This is a genomic window from Chlamydia pecorum E58 (assembly GCF_000204135.1).
GTDB lineage: Bacteria > Chlamydiota > Chlamydiia > Chlamydiales > Chlamydiaceae > Chlamydia > Chlamydia pecorum.
This window is the reverse complement of record NC_015408.1, coordinates 587,240-605,478: the sequence shown is the minus strand read 5'-3', so window position 1 is coordinate 605,478 and position 18,239 is coordinate 587,240. Positions and strand designations below refer to the sequence as shown.

Sequence of the window (18,239 nt, the reverse complement as noted above, 5' to 3'; positions counted from 1 at the left end):
CTTTAGAAGCCGCAAGACGGGAACAGCAAGAAGAGGTTACGCTCGTTGTGCTCGGAGGGGTTTGTGTTCGGGGGGGGGGGGGGAATGAATACGTCTTGCATGAGATACTTTATGATTAAAAGGATCTATTAAAGTGGAAAAAGTTTATTTTGTTTTTTTTGAAAATCAAGAAAAGATTTCTTTCTAGTTTATATTGCCTTCCTATTCATAATAAAAACCTAGAGAGCAAACTTCTTTGAAGAGTCTTAAAAAGATTTTATGTAAAGGTTAACCCTATCTACCACTACTCTTGAAAAGCTCTTTTGGACAAAGAGCTAGTCTAGAAAAGATATTAAGGATGTTTTTATACATACCCACACTTTGAGGCTTGGGATCCCCTTAGCAAAAAGAGTTAGGAGAGCCTGTTAAAGTAAAAATTTATGAAAAGACATGTCTATTCACAAGGAAGTCAACCTTACCCATAGGGAAAAGCGCCATTCTTCATAAAAAAGATTTAAAGCTTATCCCAAAGATGGAGTTTTTAAAACTCCAAAAAGCTTTTTTTTAAAAACACCTGGGGAGGTAAAAACTCCCTAAGCAACAAGAAGCTTACCAAAGCAAGAACCATAGCTAAGATAGATACAAAGTCCCATTCAAAATAAAGAATATTTTAAGACTCTTCAAAGAAGTTTTCTCTCTAGGTTTCTATTATGAATAGGAAGGCAATATAAACTAGAAAGAAATCTTTTCTTGATTTTCAAAAAAAAACAAAATAAACTTTTTCCACTTTAATAGATCCTTTTAATCATAAAGCATCTCATGCAAGACTTATTACCCCCCCCCCCCCCGAACAGAATAGCGCGCTTACAAAGCATTCTAAGTGCATTTTTTACCTTTTTCCTAAGAACACCCCTCAACTTTTTAATTTCTCGATGAAGACTTCTTTGTTGCTCAAGGAGTTCTTGTCCTTGGGCTTTGCTTGCAAAAGATAAAGCTTTTTCTGGTTCCTTCAAAAAAATTTAAAAATCTTTTACTAAGGTAAAAAAGTTATGACGACTTCACCATCCTCTGTTTATTCATCAAGCTATGAAGGAAATTCTCATAGTATAGAAGAAGTATCATCTCGTAAGCACGTGACTCCTGGGATTCCCACTGTTCCTGAATCTGAGTATGAAGGTCTGCCTTTGGAGGAAATTCCCAGTGACTTCCCTCCTCCGCCTTCTTCGACATATATCCCGCCATGTAAAACGGACACCTCCCCTTGCTACACACGCTTTGCAACCTCTAAAATTACGTTTCTAGCTCTTGGAGTCCTAGGGCTACTCCTTGTAGCTGTAGCTTTTTTGGGGGTTCTTCTTTGTTTTCTCCCTAGCTCTATAGTGATTCCAATCTTTGCTACGGGAGCTGTATTGATTGTTTTGTCGTTATGTTTCTCCCTATATGCTGTGACTAAAGGGATAGATTCACGTGTTTCTAGAGAAACCGTCGTGCTGAAGTTAGAGAATGCCTTCCTCGATGGGCAAAATAATGAACTCCTAGCTAAATATAACGAGCTTATAGATGAGTATAATGAGTTAGTAGAAGATCAGGAGAATCTCAAAAAAGAATATGACACGCTCCATGAGAACTATTCTGCGTTTTATCAATGTTACGTTGATCTTCAAAATGAACTAGAACAGCAAGAATGGGATCGAAAAGAAACAGAAGCACAATTAGCTGACAACCAACAAGATCTAGAAGCAAAAGAAGCTGAGCTTCAACAAAAACTTGTAGAGTTGCAAAATGCGCAAACCTCCCTGCAAAACGAAATCCATACACAACAACAACTCAAAAACGAACTCGCTAATTTAGAAAGCAGCTCAAAAGCATTAGAAAATCAAATTCAACAACTAGAACAATTACGCTCCTCTCTTGAAGAAGAACAAAAGAAAAAAGAAGAACTCCAAAAACAGCTAGACCAATCTACTCAACAACAACAACAACAACTAGAACAATTACGCTCCTCTCTTGAAGAAGAACAAAAGAAAAAAGAAGAACTCCAAAAACAGTTCTTCAATTTAGAAACAATGAAACAACAACTAGAACAACAGATTCAACAATTAGAGAGCGAGTCTTCAGCTTTACAAAGTCACAAAAATCAACTAGATAGTGAGAAACAACAACTTCAATCTACCTTGTCCTCATCACAACTATCCTTAGCGTCATCAGGTTCAAATGTAACAGAAAAAATCCGTACGGTTCTCTCAAAAACGGAAGGAAGCGGGGACCCAAGCAAAAGTAAGAAAAAATCCCTCCTCGCCAAACTCTCTGGAACACTTGGCAAGAAAAAAACTAAACTAAGCAAATCTTCTCAAGGTCCTAGTCAAGAACTTGAGGAAGATGATGAAGAATGGTAACCTTCATTTTTAGTATGGGGAATTCTTAGATCCTAGGCTTTTTTTTCTAAAAAAAGCCTTTTGAAATTTTAAGTACACTATATATCAGAGATAAGATTTAAATCTTTCTTCTAAAGGTTATTGCTTTTTTACTATTTTTTGACTATGGGTAGGGCTATCTGATTTCATTGTTAATGAAAATAGACATGTCCTTTCATAAGTTTTTTATTTGCTCTTCATTAGCATTCTCGCTTACCTCTCCTGTTTTTGCTGAGACTATCCCCATCCCATCTAAAAATTTCAACGGACAAGAAGGGCGTGTCTTTCCCTATACTACGCTTTCTAATCCTGAAGGAACTACAGCGATATTCTCCGGAGATCTGATAATTTCCAATATAGATAATGCCATTTCCGAAACATCATCAAGCTGTTTCTCAAATAAAGCAGGCTATTTTACCATCTTAGGACAAGGGTATACCCTATCTTTTAACCAAATTCGCTCTGCTTCTAACGGCGCAGCAATTAGCGACTCTGTTACAGATCTCACCCTTCCTTTAACCCTTTTAAATTTTAAGAACATACTCTTCATTAATAGCCACACACTAACCTCCACGGAGGCAGGAACTGGAGGAACCAGCAATACTGTCAAAGCGAATTCTGCTATGCTCTATTCGACAGTCCCTGTGATCTTTAAAGACAACCAAACTATTCTCTTTCAACAAGATCGCTCTGCAGGTCCTGGAGCAGGAATTAATGCTGCAAGCTTAACAATTACAGGAACAACTACTTCCTGTTCTTTTGACAGCAATGCTTCTAGTTCTTTCGGAGGAGCTTTAGCTAGTGTGGGGCCTGTAAAATTAGTGAATAACACTGCTCCGCAAACGTTTTTAAGTAACGGTGCTGCGTATTACGGTGGGGCTATATACCTTGGTACGTATCCTCCTGCAGGAGGAACAGGAACCTCAAGCACAGGAAGCTTAACAGCAAGCGCCAACTCTGGAAAAATCACTTTCCAAAATAACAGTGCACTTACCGGAGGAGCGATTTACTCTCTAGGGAACTTAACATTCTCTAACAACAGCAATATCCTATTTGCAAATAACACAGCCTCTCCAGCAAGCAACATAACCCTATCTTCAACCTCAACCCAGCCCCAAACCAACATTACAATTACTGGAGGATTCGGAGGAGCGATTTATTGCATAGCTCCGCAGGCTCCTACAGGTGGTGGCACTGGTAGCGGAACAACTACGGATCCTACGTTAACATGTACGGGACAAACTTCTTTATCTTTCCAAGGAAACTGCGCTGCTTCTGAAGGAGGGGCGATCTATGCTAAGAAGATCGTCATCTCTGACAATGGCTCTACACAATTTATCGGGAACGTTTCTGCAAAGGGAGGGGCGATCTCAGTAGCCAATTCTGGCACCTTAGCTCTTACTGCAAACGCAGGAAATATCATTTTTGATCACAACCTGACTGTAAATACAACTACAAATACAGGGACAACTAGCACTCATAATGCTATCCACTTTAACGAGGGAGCTACATTCTCTACACTTGCAGCCTCTGCAGGAAATTCTATATATTTCTATGATCCTATAACTACGGATATTTCTACGACAGCACCCCAACCCCCTGCACAACCTGCAGCTCTTACTATCAATCCTTCCTCAGGAAATTACCAAGGAAATATCGTATTTTCTGGAGAAAAATTACCTCCTAACGAAGCTGCGGAAAAAAACAACGTAACCTCCACAATCAATCAGCAAGTCACCTTCGAAAATGGGTCCCTTATTTTAAAAAAGGGGGCTGTTCTTAAAGTCTATTCCTTCACTCAAAATTCAGGGTCTACTGTAGTGATGGATCTAGGAACCACTCTAAGCACAACAAACCAACAAAATACAAACGGTGGCATCACCTTATCTAATCTAGCGATTAACCTTGCCTCTTTGGGAGAGAATAATTCTGCTGCTGTGGAAATCGCTTCAACTTCAGGGCAACTTAGCGTCACAGGTCCTATAACCTTTGTAGATAGTTCTGGGACTTTTTACGAAAATCATGAATTACTCAATGAAAATACTGTGGAGTATACAATTGCAACTTTTACAGGAAATACGAATCCTCCACCTAATATAAATGCAACTGATATCACTACAGTCACAGGAGCGACAAGCTCTCCCTATGGATACCAGGGAACCTGGAAGCTAGAAACATCTCCAGGGACACCAGCAAATACGCAAACCCTCACCGCCACTTGGACAAAAACAAGCTTCATTCCCGGCCCTGAGCGTTTAGCTCCTTTAGTTCCTAATAGCCTATGGGGGAACATCGTAGATCTACGCGCAGTCAATCAAGTGATGGAAACCTGCTCGCGAGGGCTTCCCTATGGGAAGGGGCTGTGCTTAATAGGAATTTCCAGCTTCTTCCACTGCAACCATACGCAAGCTGCGCGTAGCTATAGACATATCAGTGGGGGTTATGTTCTTCATGCCAATACGCAAACCCTTGCGGATTCCGTGTTTGGCTTCGGTTTTGGCCAGCTATTTGCAAAATCCAAGGATTACCTCGTTGCTAATGACAAATCTAAAGTGTATGTCATCACTGCCTACACAGGATTTACAAAGCCCTTCTTTAATATCTCTAATCTTTTTGCTTCGATGGCAACAAGAGCAAGCTACTGCAGAAGTAACGAACGCCTAACAACAAACTATACCTCCCTGGGGACAGCCCAGGCAGGATGGAGCAATAACGGCTGGCTAGGAGAACTTGAAGCAAATTTCCCTGTGGTGCTCTCTTCCAGAATCTTAAATCTTAAGAAGCTCATTCCCTTTGTTAAAGCGGAAGTTGCCTATGCCAATCAAGGGAGATTTAAAGAGAAAAACACCGAAGGCAGAGCCTTCGGGCATGGCCATTTAATGAATGTCTCAGTTCCTGCAGGAATAAAGTTCGATAAAACCTCCCATCATGCTCCAGATTTTTATAGTATTTCTTTATCGTGTATCTCTGATGTGTACCGCTACAACCCCAATTGCAGCACAGTGTTAATAGCAAATGGAGCCACCTGGACGACAGTGGCAACAAACCCATCCCGATGGGGGGTAAAAGTGCAGGCATCAAGCCATAACAAAGTAAATAACAACATAGAGATATACGGACACGGAGGATGTGAAATTCGTAGATCTTCTCGTCAATACACAGTAGATTTAGGAAGCAAATTTAGATTTTAATCTTTATAACGACAAGGTTGCCACATGCCTCCTTCTTTTAAGCACTCTTCTTTCTGCGTTTTCGCTTGTCTTTGTAGTGCAAGCTGGTCTTTTGGCTCGCATCACAACCACAATGTTGCTCTACCTATGTTTAATCAAGGCAACACTGTGACTCTCAGCTCCGACTACACATTCAATCAAGTTTTAGGAACAGAGTTTGCAACCTCATTCATAGGGAATGCTAACAATCTTACTCTTCAAGGAAAGGGGAATTCTCTAACGTTCTCCTTTTGTCAAGCGCCACTTGCTGGCTCTTCAGGATTTATTTCCGCTACGGAAACCCTAATCCTAAAAGGGTTCTCGAAACTCCTTTTTGATAGCAACCAAGCCTCAGGGGAAAACGGAATGATCCTCAGTAAAGACATCCTCTTTACTGACAATAAAAACCTAGTCTTCCTCAATAATAAATCCCCCTATTCTCCTCCTGCTGAAGTAACTCCAACAAATCCCCCAGCAAATCCTCCTACGCCCACACCGGCAACAAAAATAAACTTGGGGCAATCCATTTTTCGAGTAGATACCTCCTTAAAGATTCTAAATACTTCTGAAAAGATCTCCTTTCTCAATAACTGTGCAAACTTTGGCTCCGTAATTAGTTGTGTTAATAGCGCCACTTCTACAGTTACGATTGCAAACAACTCTGCAACTATGGAGTTTTCTCAAAACTTCAGTACGTGCAGTGGTGGGGTAATTCATAACGGAAAACAGGTTACATTTAGCGATAACACGGGAAACATCACCTTTTCTGGGAACTCCTGTGCGAATAGCTTGTCCGGGATTTCCGCCCCAACAGGGGAAACTTTTGCTTTTGGAGCCGGAGGGGCCATTTGTATCCCTAACGGATCTTTAATCCTGGAAAACAATTCTGGATCTTTTACATTTAGCTACAATGCCACTCCAGGTTCTGCTGGAGCGATTTATGCACAAACATGCGAGATTTCCAATACAGGCCCCTTAACTTTCCACAGCAACACAGCAGCACAGAAAGGAGGAGCAATTTGCGCTAAGGTGTTCGAGCTCAACTCTTATGGGATGACAACCTTTAAAAATAACCGCGCCACATCTGGAGGGGCGATCTTCGTCAGCCCTACTATAGGAAATCAAACAACTCCCCCTACAACTGAATCCACGCTGAAGATTTCCGCCTATAAGAATACGATCTCCTTCGATGGAAATATGCTCAGCTCTGTTCCTAGCGTGCGTAATGCGATCACCGTAAAAGAAGGAGGGAAAATCTTAGCTTTACAAGCGCAATCTTCCTCAAAATTGCTATTTTACGATCCTATTACACATGAACTTCCAACCACAACACAAGGAGGACAACAACAACCTGCGACTCTTGAAACCATTACCATTAATAACTCAGGATTTTCTGGATCTGTAGTATTTTCTGCTGAGAATCTTTCTTTAGGGGAAAGCCTCATTCCTGCAAATAAAACCAGCACTCTACTTGGAAACGTTCAAGTACAAGATGGAGAACTGCGCATTACACAAAATGCTATTGTCAATGTTTTAGGCTTTACCGCATCTACAGGAAGATTAACCCTAGGATCCGGAGGAACCTTGGGGGTAGCGACAACAACACCAGCAAACACCCCAGCAGCAGAGAGTTTCACTATCGGCAAGCTAGGAGTGGATATTCTTTCGTTTCTTTCTCCGAACTTCTCTTCTGCAACCATAGCAGGGCCATCCACTACTGGTGCTCAAACTCCAACAACCACCTTAACGGGCTCCTTAGAATTGGTGTACGATGATGATTATGACCTCTACGATAACTCCTTCCTAAAAACCTCCACTGCCATCCCTGCAGTAAACCTTACTGGAACAGGAACAATTACAAAAGACGCTTTTACTCCTGGGGAAATCCCTGTATCTAAACATTATGGCTATCAGGGAAGCTGGTCCTCCACATGGACACGACCTTTATTCGCCCCTACCCCTAGCGGAACCTTCCCAGGAGGAGCAGGAACACCTCCAGCAAACATGCTCTATGTTCTCTGGACACCTTCCCCTCAAGATAAAGCTACCTATATCTTTGCTCCAGAGCGCCGTACGGAGCTTGTCACCAATACCCTATGGATGTCGTTCTTGGCAAGCAAGGCCTTCTCAGATGCTCTGCAAGAAACCCTTCTAGCTCAAGAAGGGGGGGTCTCTATTGCACTAAGGGGAATTGGAAATTATATCCATCAAGGAATCCGCCAGGGACGCGAAGGGTACTCCGGAAGATTCGGAGGATATCAAGCAACTCTCGCCATGCGCTATCCAGATGATGCTACCGTAGGTATGGCCTTTGGGCAGCTTTATGGCAAAGCTAACGCCCATCCCTATAGTGCTAAAGTCTCCGAATCTATGACGCTATGCTCGTTCTTCGGAAGGTTCCCCATAGTTACGGAAAAAACCGAAGTGCGACTTTCTTGGGAAGCTGAATATGAGTATACTAGGAACCATCTCACGACAACCTATACTACACCAAATAGCACAAGACAATCCCAGGGAAATTGGTATAACAACACTTTCCATGTTGTGGTTGCTGCTGAACATCCCTTTTTGTATTGGTGTAAGTTAACAAATCGCCTTGCAGAAATCCTCAACCTCACAGGATTTATCTCCGCAGACTTTCTTGGAGGATGGCAGGCCGCCTTTACAGAAACTGGAGACCTAGCAAGAAGCTTTTCACGGGGTGCAGGATACAACGTCTCCCTACCTATAGGCTGCTCAACACAGGTATTTTCTCCGTTTAAAAAAGCTCCTTCAACGCTAACTCTAAAAGTGGCCTATACCCCAGACATTTTCCGAGTAAATCCTCATACTATAGTGTCTATTGTCTCTAACCAAGAAAGCACGAAAATCTTTGGAGCCAACCCTTCTCGTCATGGGATCTTTGTGCAGATCCATAATCTAGTTTCTCTTGCTTCCTATACCAAAGCTTTCCTAGATTACACCTTAGAAAATAAACGCGGATATACTCATCAAAGGGTCTCTACAGGTCTCCATAGAAAGTTCTAGCTCTCACTTTCTACGAAAAGGACATCAGCACTAGGATACAAACACTTTGTAGGAATCTTCATTCCCATTCCATGCCTACATCACCAAAATTCTAGACAATGAGAAGTACATACGTTATAGGAAAAGTTCATAGATACTCTATTTTGTACAGATTTATGCGATCGGTAGTGTTCTATCTCCTCTTCCCGTCGTTTTATTGTGCTACTCTGCTAGGAAGAGATACGCCTCTACAATGGCGTTCTTTTAAACAACATCCCAGCCTTTCACAAATCCTAAGTGCAATACCCTCCTCAAATCAAAATTCCCTTTGGGATGAATACACTCTATTAGGTGAAAACTACCCAGAAACTCTCCCAGGGTTTTCCCGTGACGAGACTCAAAATATCGTGCTTTCAGAGAAAAATCGTCAACTTTTACTGTATGGAATATTTTCAAATGACTTTGGTGGAGCGATCTACTGCAACAATATCGAAATCATTAATAATCCCTACGGCTTCTATGCTAGAGAAAATATTTCTTGTAAAAATGGAGGGGTAATTTGTGCTACAGGAACATGCTCAATAATTAACAATAATGATTTCTGGTTTTCTCAAAATCTAGCGTCCAGACTTAACCTATCTAATGTGAATCAAAATCAAGGAGGAGCAATCAAAGCAACAAATTGTGTTATCAAAAATAATTACGGCAGCTGCAATTTTTTGAACAACATTGCAACGAATCATGGAGGAGTAATATATTCCACGACAACCTCGATAACAAGTAATACTGGGGACATCATTTTTAGCAATAATTCCACAAGAGATAATGAAGGAGGAGCTATTTATGCGTCTACCTCCATCACGATCTCTGAAAATAAAGGAGCTATTGTATTTACTAAGAACCACGCGGGAAATGGTAGTGCATGTTATGCTTCCAATACCTGCTCTTTAACAAATAATTCTGGTCCCATAACTTTCTCTCATAATTTTGCTTTTTCTAAAGGAAGTAGTCGAAACGGCGGAGCAATCGAAGCTGAAACTGTTATTCTTGAAAACAATAGTTCTCCTATTACTTTCAAAGATAACCAATCCTTGGAAAATGCAGGTGCATGTCATTTCGCTTCACTTACAATTCGTAATAACGGTCCTGTAAATTTCTTAAGAAATATTGCATGCTGGGGAGGAGCCCTTCTTAACTATAGTATCACGAATGGCGGTACCTTAGTGTTATCTGCAGATAATGGTGATATCACCTTTAATGAAAATTATAGTTTTAATGTCAATAGTACAACTCCTCCATATCGCAATTGCTGTCACTGGACACAAAATTTAAATGCTATGCTCAGCGCACGTGCTGGCTTTAGCATTAAATTCTATGACCCTATAGAACACAAATATCTCACGAACACAGCTTGTCGTTTCAATCCTGAACCTTACCATCAAGGAACCATACTCTTTTCTGGAGCGACAGTAGACAAAAATCATACCGATGAAAAAAATTTCTTCTCTTACCTTCAAAACACCTACGAGCTTCATAACGGAGTTCTTGCCATTGAAGATAATGCTGGAATTGCCTGTTATCAACTTTTCCAACAAGGGGGAACGGTACGTCTAGGACAAGGGGGAATAGTTACAACGAATCAAAAAGCTTCAACAACCTCTAATGGCAGTAATATAATATTAAATAACATAGCAATTAACCTCCCTTCGATCTTAAAAGCTAATGCTCAGCCCCCCAAAATTTGGGTTTATCCTGCTAGCAGCACAACTAGTAATGTAACGACTTATACAGAAGATAATAATCCTACTATCACTCTCTCTGGTCCACTAAGCGTAACCAATGAAGACAATGCTAGCCCTTACGATAGCACAGATCTGTCATTGGCTTTAAAGCGAGTTCCTCTGCTCTATCTTTTGGATAATAGCACTCCAAAAATTGATACTACGAACTTAAATGTTGACGCTCTAAATTCTACCACTCATTACGGCTACCAAGGCCTCTGGACCCCTTATTGGATAGAGACAATAACAACAGCTGATCCTTCATCATCACTTACAGCAAATACACGCCATAAAATTCTTTACGCAGATTGGACTCCTGTAGGTTACATCCCCGATCCTAAAAGACAAGGAGACATTGTTGCCAATATCCTATGGCAATCTGCCTATGCCACTACTGCAAATCTCCGTAGTCTGTCTTTAACAGATACTAATGCAACCTTTTCTGCTGCAGGCCATGGCTTAGGACTTTTCATTCACCAAAGAAGTTCTAAAAACCTCCATGGATTTCATAGTCATGCTACAGGCTATGCTGTCAACACTACAGCAACTTCTGTAACAAATCATAAGATCTCTGTAGGATTTTCCCAATCCTTTTCTAGGCTAAAGGAATCCCAAACCCATAATACCATCATCTCTCATGACTACTTTGCTGGAGCCAAATTCGATGCTCCTTTCTTCCATGAAAAACTTTCTACCTTTCTTTCCTTTGCGTACGCATATACAGCCCATAAACTCACAAATGTTAAAGCTTCCCGAGCTCTATTTCATAGTCATACATTAGGATCTCAGCTCTCCTTAGCTCTCTCTCCCCAAAATGTGACGCGATCACTACAAACAACTCCCTTTGCTACGCTACAAGCAATCCATGCTTCAAACGAAGCATTCACTGAAGAAGGGGCACATGCCCGGAAGTTTTCTACTTTAGATCCTCTTATTAACCTTTCTATGCTTTTAGGGTTGCGCTCTTCATGGGAAAAATCTCATCATGTTCCTATGCTTTGGGAATTAGAGCTTGCTTACGTCCCAACTCTCTATAGACAAAAGCCAAAAATCTACACGATGTTACTTTCTAGCCTCGGAACATGGAATACATTTGCCGCTCCAGTAGCTTACAATGCACTCTATGCAAGAATGAAAAGCACCGCAAAAATTTTTGATTATATGAATATTTCCATCCAATACTCTGGAGAAATCTCTACCTCTACACAAAGTCATTTCTTACAAGCTGGTGGACAACTACAATTTTAAAAATATCGATAATTAACAGAATATATTCTTAATGAAATCATTACGTTCCTATTTCTTTAAAACCATTTGTATTGTCTTTGTGAATATGATTTCTTTCCGTACGTTTGCCTCTTTATGGAATATCCCCGATTTCATGAAAGACTTCCTAACAATCTTTCCCAGGGTAACTAATTTAACTCCTAAGTTCCGGGAAAATACTCTCCTAGGAGTTTCCCATTCTTCTACAGAAGATGTGATCCTGCACAATTATGATAACCTTACCTGTTATCTAGAAACTTCTTCCGCACCTGGGGGATACCTCTCCTGTCAAAACTTTACATTAACAAACTGTACGGGAGAAGTATTTTTCTCAGAAAATTCTTCAACTGCACAGGGTGGAGCTCTTTATGCTTCTCAGAAACTTACCATAACTAAAAACTCCTCTGAAACCATATTTAATAGTAACACAGCATGTAATGTCTATGTAACAAGCAACCAAAATAGAGGGGGGGCTCTTTATGCAGGTACAAACTTAGAAGTTAGCAACAATAAAAATTGTCTATATTTTACAAACAACTCTACCTTGGGAAATGGTGGGGCAATTTTCTCAGCTTCTGATAGCTCTATTCAAAATAATCAGTGTTCTATACTGTTTTTAAATAACTCCAGTTTTTCAGGAGACGGAGGTGCTATCTCCTGCTCCAACTTGAATATCTCAGGAAATTCTAGTCCCATCTATTTTGTCAAAAACAAATCTCACAAAGGAGGAGCTTTAGTATGTAGCGCTAACATCTCCATAGAAAATAACTCTGAAAACGTTATCTTTCATCAAAATATGGCAATAGGTAGCTCTGGTAATCGAGGTGGTGCTATATTTTGTAACAATTTTACAGTACAAAACAACCCAGGAACTCTTGTTTTCAACAATAATTTCGCCTCTAGAGATGGAGGAAGCTTATGTACTGCAAACTTTACAATCCGTAATAGTGGTCCTATATACTTTACAAACAATCACGCAAACTGGGGCGGAGCATTTATGCTTCGGCAAAATAGTATATGCTCTTTATTTGCGGAGCTGGGAGATATTATATTTAACAATAATACATCTTATGCAACCCTCTGGACAGGGAAACGCAATGCTATACACTGTACTGCCGGAGTTTCTCTAAGCCTAGGAGCAAGTGCAGGAAGAACGCTTGCATTTTATGACCCTATTGAACACGGTCATACAACCAGCACCCCCCTTGTTTTCAACCCTGAATCCTATCACCAAGGAACTGTACTTTTTTCAGGAGCTACAGTCCCTAAAGATCTTATAGGCAAAGAAAACTTCTATACAGAATCTAACAATACTTCAGAACTACGTAATGGTGTGTTAGCTATAGAACGCAGTGCTTGGTTAGGTGTTTTCAAACTTTCACAAACTGGAGGAACTTTACGTTTAGGAGGAGGGGGAACTCTTTCAAACAACACAAATGCCGCAACTGGATCTACAATTACAATTACCAACTTGGCTTTAAATCTACCCTCTATTCTATCTACAGGGGTAGCTCCAAAAATCTGGATTTATCCTTCTAGTAGTACACAAAATAGCGTGACTACTTATACAGAAAATGCCAATACTTCCATTACGATTTCCGGTCCTCTTTCTCTCCTCGACGACGATAACCAATCTCCTTATGACAGTGCAGATCTTGCAGAATCTCTAAAAAAAATTCCTCTTCTCTATTTAAGTGACGTAACAGCACAACGTATCAATACGGATAATTTCTTTCCTGAAGGACTTAATACAGGCACTCATTATGGCTATCAAGGTCTTTGGTCCCCCTACTGGGAAGAAACAAAGACAACAACAGATAACTCATCAGACCTCACTGCAAACACTTTACATCGCCATCTCTATGCTGACTGGACAGCAATAGGGTACGTCCCAAATCCTGAATATGCTGCCTATATTGTTCCTGCTACGTTATGGCAAACTTTTTATACTCTCCAAGCGGGATTACAAACCTTTGACAACTTTCAGACTCCCTCAAATTACTTGTTCCAAACACGAGGAAATGCTCTAGGACTCTTTGTACATCAAAATCCTAAGGGAAAAATTCCTGGATTCCGTATGGACTCTATAGGGTATAGCTTAGGACCTTCAACAAAAACAGCACATAACCACAAGGTCTCACTAAGTTTTGCAAAGTTCCATAGCAATGTTAAAGAGAAGAATTCTCAGAACAAGTCAGCATCGCACATTACCTTTGCTGCCTTAGAGCTCAAAATGCCCTGGTTTCACGAATGGATCTATACTTCTACATCTTTAGCCTATAGCTATGGTTCTCACCATATCTCAAGTATATTTCCCACTAGAAAAGAATCTGCAGAGGGAAAAACATTCAGCCATTCTTTAGGTGCCTCAGCTTCTCTTTACTTACCCATACAAGCTGTGACAAAACGCTTTTCAGCAACACCCTTTATAAAAATCCTTGGAGTACGTTCTTTCCTATCTTCCTTTACAGAGACAGGTAGCAAACCAAGAAAGTTCCTTACAGACCAGCCCCTATGTAATGTTACTGTTCCTTTAGGAGTACAAAGTTCTTGGCGAACGCAATTTCATCTTCCTTGCGAGTGGCATTTTGAAATTGCCTATGAACCTATGGTATATCAAAACACGCCTGATATCAGCACCACACTCATCGTTAGTGGAGGAACATGGACAACAGAAGGCCCTACCATTGCAAGAAACAGCTTCGTATTCAAAGGAAGTAGCCTCACCTCGATTTTTCCCAATGTGCATATCTTCTTGAACTACCAGGGCTCTGTATCTTCCTCTACTTCCTTGCATTATCTACAAGCTGGAAGCCAAGTAACATTCTAAGTTAAGAACTCTCCCCGCTTCTAGACTTTCCTTGAGAAGACCTTATTATGTCTTTAATAAGACCCGAAAGATTTCTAAGATTTTCTATATCTGATGAAGATACATTTCCTTCAGAAATTTCAACTGCATCTATTTTCCCTAGGGTTTTTTCCACAGCATCAGCAAGCATCGACGCCACTACCTCTATTCTAAACCCTGGAGATGTCTCTATAGCTATAGCTTCAGCTCCTCTTCCGGGTTCATTACCAACACGCGGAGGTAATGCCGGAACAGCAGATGCTTTCATAGAGGAAACCACATCCTCTGGACGTATCCAAGCATATTCTTCAGAAGCTCCTGGAGCTGGTACAGATAACCCCTTCAAAAATCTTGATTCTACCGGAACATTCTCAATTGGAGGCGTACCTCCACGAGGTGGAGTAGGAGGAGATCTTAGATTATCATAATCTTTTTCATTTCCTGAGGGTGTTTTAGGAAGAGGCCTCTCATACTCTGAAGGATTTCTTGGAGAAATTGGAGGAGACTCTGTATCACTAACGTCTCCTTCATATCCCTCCTCCTGATCAGGAAATACAGGAAGATAAATTTCCTTGGCTAATTCTGCATAAATTGTTTCTTTACTAGGGAAAAATATTCCAGGACGGGGAGGTAATGGAGGACTCAAATCTACTTCTTCATAAATAGATTCTGACGAAGACTCAGAATCAAGATCAGCACTTCGAGGAGGAAGAGGAGGACTTGGAGAACGATGGGGTTTTGCATAAAGAGCATTAAGCTCTGCAGCTATAGGGCCTAAAGTATGCGGAGGACGAGGAGATACCGGAGGAGGCGTAGGGGTGTCGCGTGAAAAAACTTCTTCCGCAGATTGATACACAACATCGCTCCATCCTGAAGAACTAGAACCACTTCTCCGATCTTGCCTATCTATATTAGAACCGGAGGAGGAAATACTTCTTATATTGTTATTTCCTGGCACGATTTGCAAATATATCCTATTATCATGACCATCCGTATCCTGGCCTTCTTGAGGCACATCTGCAGGATGCACAGAAATCTCCGGATCCTCTCCTTGCCATGAGGCTGCTGCTTTCGAAGAAATTCTGTCTGTCCCAGACCATTTCTCCAAAGAGTCTTCTAAATCTCTATGTCTACGTGAAGATTGAGAGCGTAACACTCTCACACTAGCTTTAGGGTCTATATCGCTACTGCTATCATCATCTCCTCCAGAACAACAACAACATCTCTTGAAAGCCTCTGCAGCAGCACGACGTGCATTACCTAAAACACACCGAATATTGACAAGAACTCTCAACACAACACGAAGGAGGAATGAAAATACATTACAAATACTTCGGAAAATTTTCTGCGCAGTTAAAGATGCAGAGCGTGATAATTTTGCTGACGTCCTACCTGAAGAGGATGCTGGTGTTGCAGCTCGAGACATCCGACTTATACTCTCATTCGCGTCTTTCAATACAGGGGAAAGCTTCCCGCCAAGATCCTTTAAAGACTCTTTAGCAGCTTCTCCTTCAGTTATGATATTAGCAACTTCTTGATCTGTTAAACTCGCGATATCTTCGTTACTTAGCCTTATAGCTGTTCCTCTTAAAACCTGAGTTCCCCCAGCTCCTCCTAAATCTGCAATTTGATCTTGTGTAGTCTTAATAAGATCTTCCAAATTCTTTCTGTCTTCCTCAGAAAGAACGGACTTATCTAATTCTTGGAGATTACTTAAACGAGAAGATAAATCCTCCAAACTTAATGGATCAACTTCAGGAGGCGGCGTTCCTTGAGGAAGAGGAGTCCCCCTATCAAAAATCTTGCGAACATTCTCGGCAAAATGTTGAAAAACTCCTTTAAAGTGGTGAGTAGCCCCTACATGAACACTCTCTGGAGATTGTTGAGAAACATTCCCTATTACTCCTTGAGCTCCCGAGCTTACACGAGCTGCCAATTCACTTGCTGAGGAAGCCCCTGACCCTGGATTTGACACAGACGAAGGTCCGCTCCCAGACACTGTGTGCTCTCCTACTCTTCCCTCATTGTTCGGTTGTTCTTGAGGGAATTTTCCCGGGCCTCTAGGACCTGTAGGTCCTCCTACTCCTGATGCCATGTTAAAAATCTCTGATATTTAAAAAAGTTGTTTATAAAAATATCTTGCCACACAAAAAAAGAGCCTGTCAGGATCTCTCCAAACACGCCCTATCGTTTAAATCAAAACCCCTACTTAGAAAACCCTACTGAAGGTAACCAGCTGCTTATATTGCTAGTAAAAATTCTCAAGACGTTAACAGCCTTAGAAGTAGGTGCAATATCTTTTTTCTCGGTTTCCTCTATTAACCTTTGGAAGTCTCTGAAGTACCCTTCTATAGTATCTTCATCTCCTCCTAAGGACGAGCCTTCGGATAAGTGGTTCACAGTTTCTTCAGAAAAGACAAAACTCCTCCCTGAGCCAAAGTGCCTCTCAACCCATTGAGCAGTTCTTAGTTCTCTATCAGCTTCAGAAAAATTTACTTCATATTTCCCCCGTGTACAAGGACACGTACGACGGATCCATTCCATGGATGCTTGACATGCAATTCTCACTTTCTGGGATGCAGAACGAAGGAAACCAAGAACTAAACGTAATAAAGTTGCAAGTAACCTCCTTAAAAAGTTACACGTTCCTTTTTGATCTACACCACTAGAGCTGACCTGTTCTGTTTTGAAGCTTTCTTGTGTACGTACGCTTCTTTCAGAACTTGATTTTTCAGGTTCTGAAACTTCAGAATCTACTTCTCGAGAAGCATCATCTAAAACTCTATCCAATTCTCGAATAGCATCTTCAATAGCCAGCCCTTCAGCTACAGCACGTTGAAGCTCTGCATCTGAGCACCTCATGACGTCAAGTTGTTCTTCACGATTAACACCATCTGAACCAGTTAATCTTTTTCGATCTCTCTCTACTGATCCTTTCCATTTTTTTAATTGTGCTCGTCTTGCTCCTGACGAGGACTGGCCTATGAGGTCTGAAAGTTTTTTTTCGACGTCCAACATCTCTTGTAAAGTTAGTCCCGTAACTGGACCCGTAGGCTCATTTGTAACTATCTCTGAACTCTCTGAACGACTTGTGATAACAGACCCACTTTCACCAGAATGCCCTGGCTTATCAGAAAAGATCCTCTCCACCCTTTCTGCAAACTTAGTCATACCTTTCGCGTCTGACTGTAATGCTCCTTTAAATCCTGAGGCTCCTGCTTCCGTTTGAGAGGGATTGTTTGATCCTGTTTCTGAAACTGAAGATCCTCCTCCAGGAATCTCTTCTCCTGAAGAACCTCCTTCTTTCTTCTCTACAACAATATGAGGCTCTCCTTGACTGTTTCTATGAAACTTCACCTTTAATTCTTCTAAGCCAGGAGAGCGAACTCCAAATTTTACAAAGCCTGGAAGTTGAGGCTCGGAAATGTCTAATTTAGGTTTCTCTCTCCTTCCGAATACGCCTTTAACTCCTTCCCAAATATCTTTTAAAGCATGCTTCACGCCTTTATTTGGTGACGTTGATTTTCCTCCTCCTGAAGAAGGACGACCTGGTTTTTCTTGACGAAAATGCCTCTCTAGTTTGTCACGTGCTGATAAAAAATCGCTAGAGAGTTTGTGTTCCCCTAAATTACCTGAACTAAGATTGTCCCCTTCACCCTCATTTTTATTAGAAAATCTATTCGGACCGCTTGCCCCCCCTGCACCGCCAACTCCAGAAGCCATAAATCCACCAAAT

General features: G+C 41.1%; 7 protein-coding genes. 5 read left to right on the top strand and 2 right to left on the bottom strand.

The genetic code is table 11. The features are described from left to right. The first annotated feature begins 1,028 nt into the window (after nt 1-1,028). The 5 genes from G5S_RS02730 (at nt 1,029) to G5S_RS02710 (ending at nt 14,485) form a co-directional block, all read left to right on the top strand. On the top strand, nt 1,029-2,375 hold the full coding sequence (locus tag G5S_RS02730; protein ID WP_013712654.1) for a hypothetical protein: 1,347 nt from the start codon (nt 1,029-1,031) through the stop codon (nt 2,373-2,375). A gap of 185 nt (nt 2,376-2,560) precedes the next feature. Continuing rightward, nucleotides 2,561-5,584 carry a polymorphic outer membrane protein middle domain-containing protein gene (locus G5S_RS02725; protein ID WP_013712653.1) on the top strand — a complete coding sequence of 1,008 codons (3,024 nt, stop codon included), beginning with the start codon at nt 2,561-2,563 and terminating at the stop codon, nt 5,582-5,584. Between the two features lie 24 nt (nt 5,585-5,608). After that, complete coding sequence (locus G5S_RS02720) at nt 5,609-8,629, top strand: polymorphic outer membrane protein middle domain-containing protein (RefSeq protein ID WP_013712652.1); 3,021 nt, start codon at nt 5,609-5,611, stop codon at nt 8,627-8,629. Between the two features lie 155 nt (nt 8,630-8,784). After that, nucleotides 8,785-11,637: a polymorphic outer membrane protein middle domain-containing protein gene (locus tag G5S_RS02715; protein WP_049770602.1), complete on the top strand. Its 2,853-nt coding sequence runs from the start codon at nt 8,785-8,787 to the stop codon at nt 11,635-11,637. A gap of 31 nt (nt 11,638-11,668) precedes the next feature. Further along, nucleotides 11,669-14,485 carry a polymorphic outer membrane protein middle domain-containing protein gene (locus tag G5S_RS02710; RefSeq protein ID WP_013712650.1) on the top strand — a complete coding sequence of 939 codons (2,817 nt, stop codon included), beginning with the start codon at nt 11,669-11,671 and terminating at the stop codon, nt 14,483-14,485. A gap of 1 nt (nt 14,486) precedes the next feature. Here the strand turns inward: G5S_RS02710 and G5S_RS02705 are convergent, their stop codons facing one another. Both G5S_RS02705 and G5S_RS02700 read right to left on the bottom strand, forming a co-directional pair. Then, nucleotides 14,487-16,598 carry a hypothetical protein gene (locus tag G5S_RS02705; protein ID WP_041467016.1) on the bottom strand — a complete coding sequence of 704 codons (2,112 nt, stop codon included), beginning with the start codon at nt 16,596-16,598 and terminating at the stop codon, nt 14,487-14,489. Between the two features lie 110 nt (nt 16,599-16,708). Next, nucleotides 16,709-18,226 carry a hypothetical protein gene (locus tag G5S_RS02700; protein ID WP_013712648.1) on the bottom strand — a complete coding sequence of 506 codons (1,518 nt, stop codon included), beginning with the start codon at nt 18,224-18,226 and terminating at the stop codon, nt 16,709-16,711. Nucleotides 18,227-18,239: the final 13 nt, after the last annotated feature.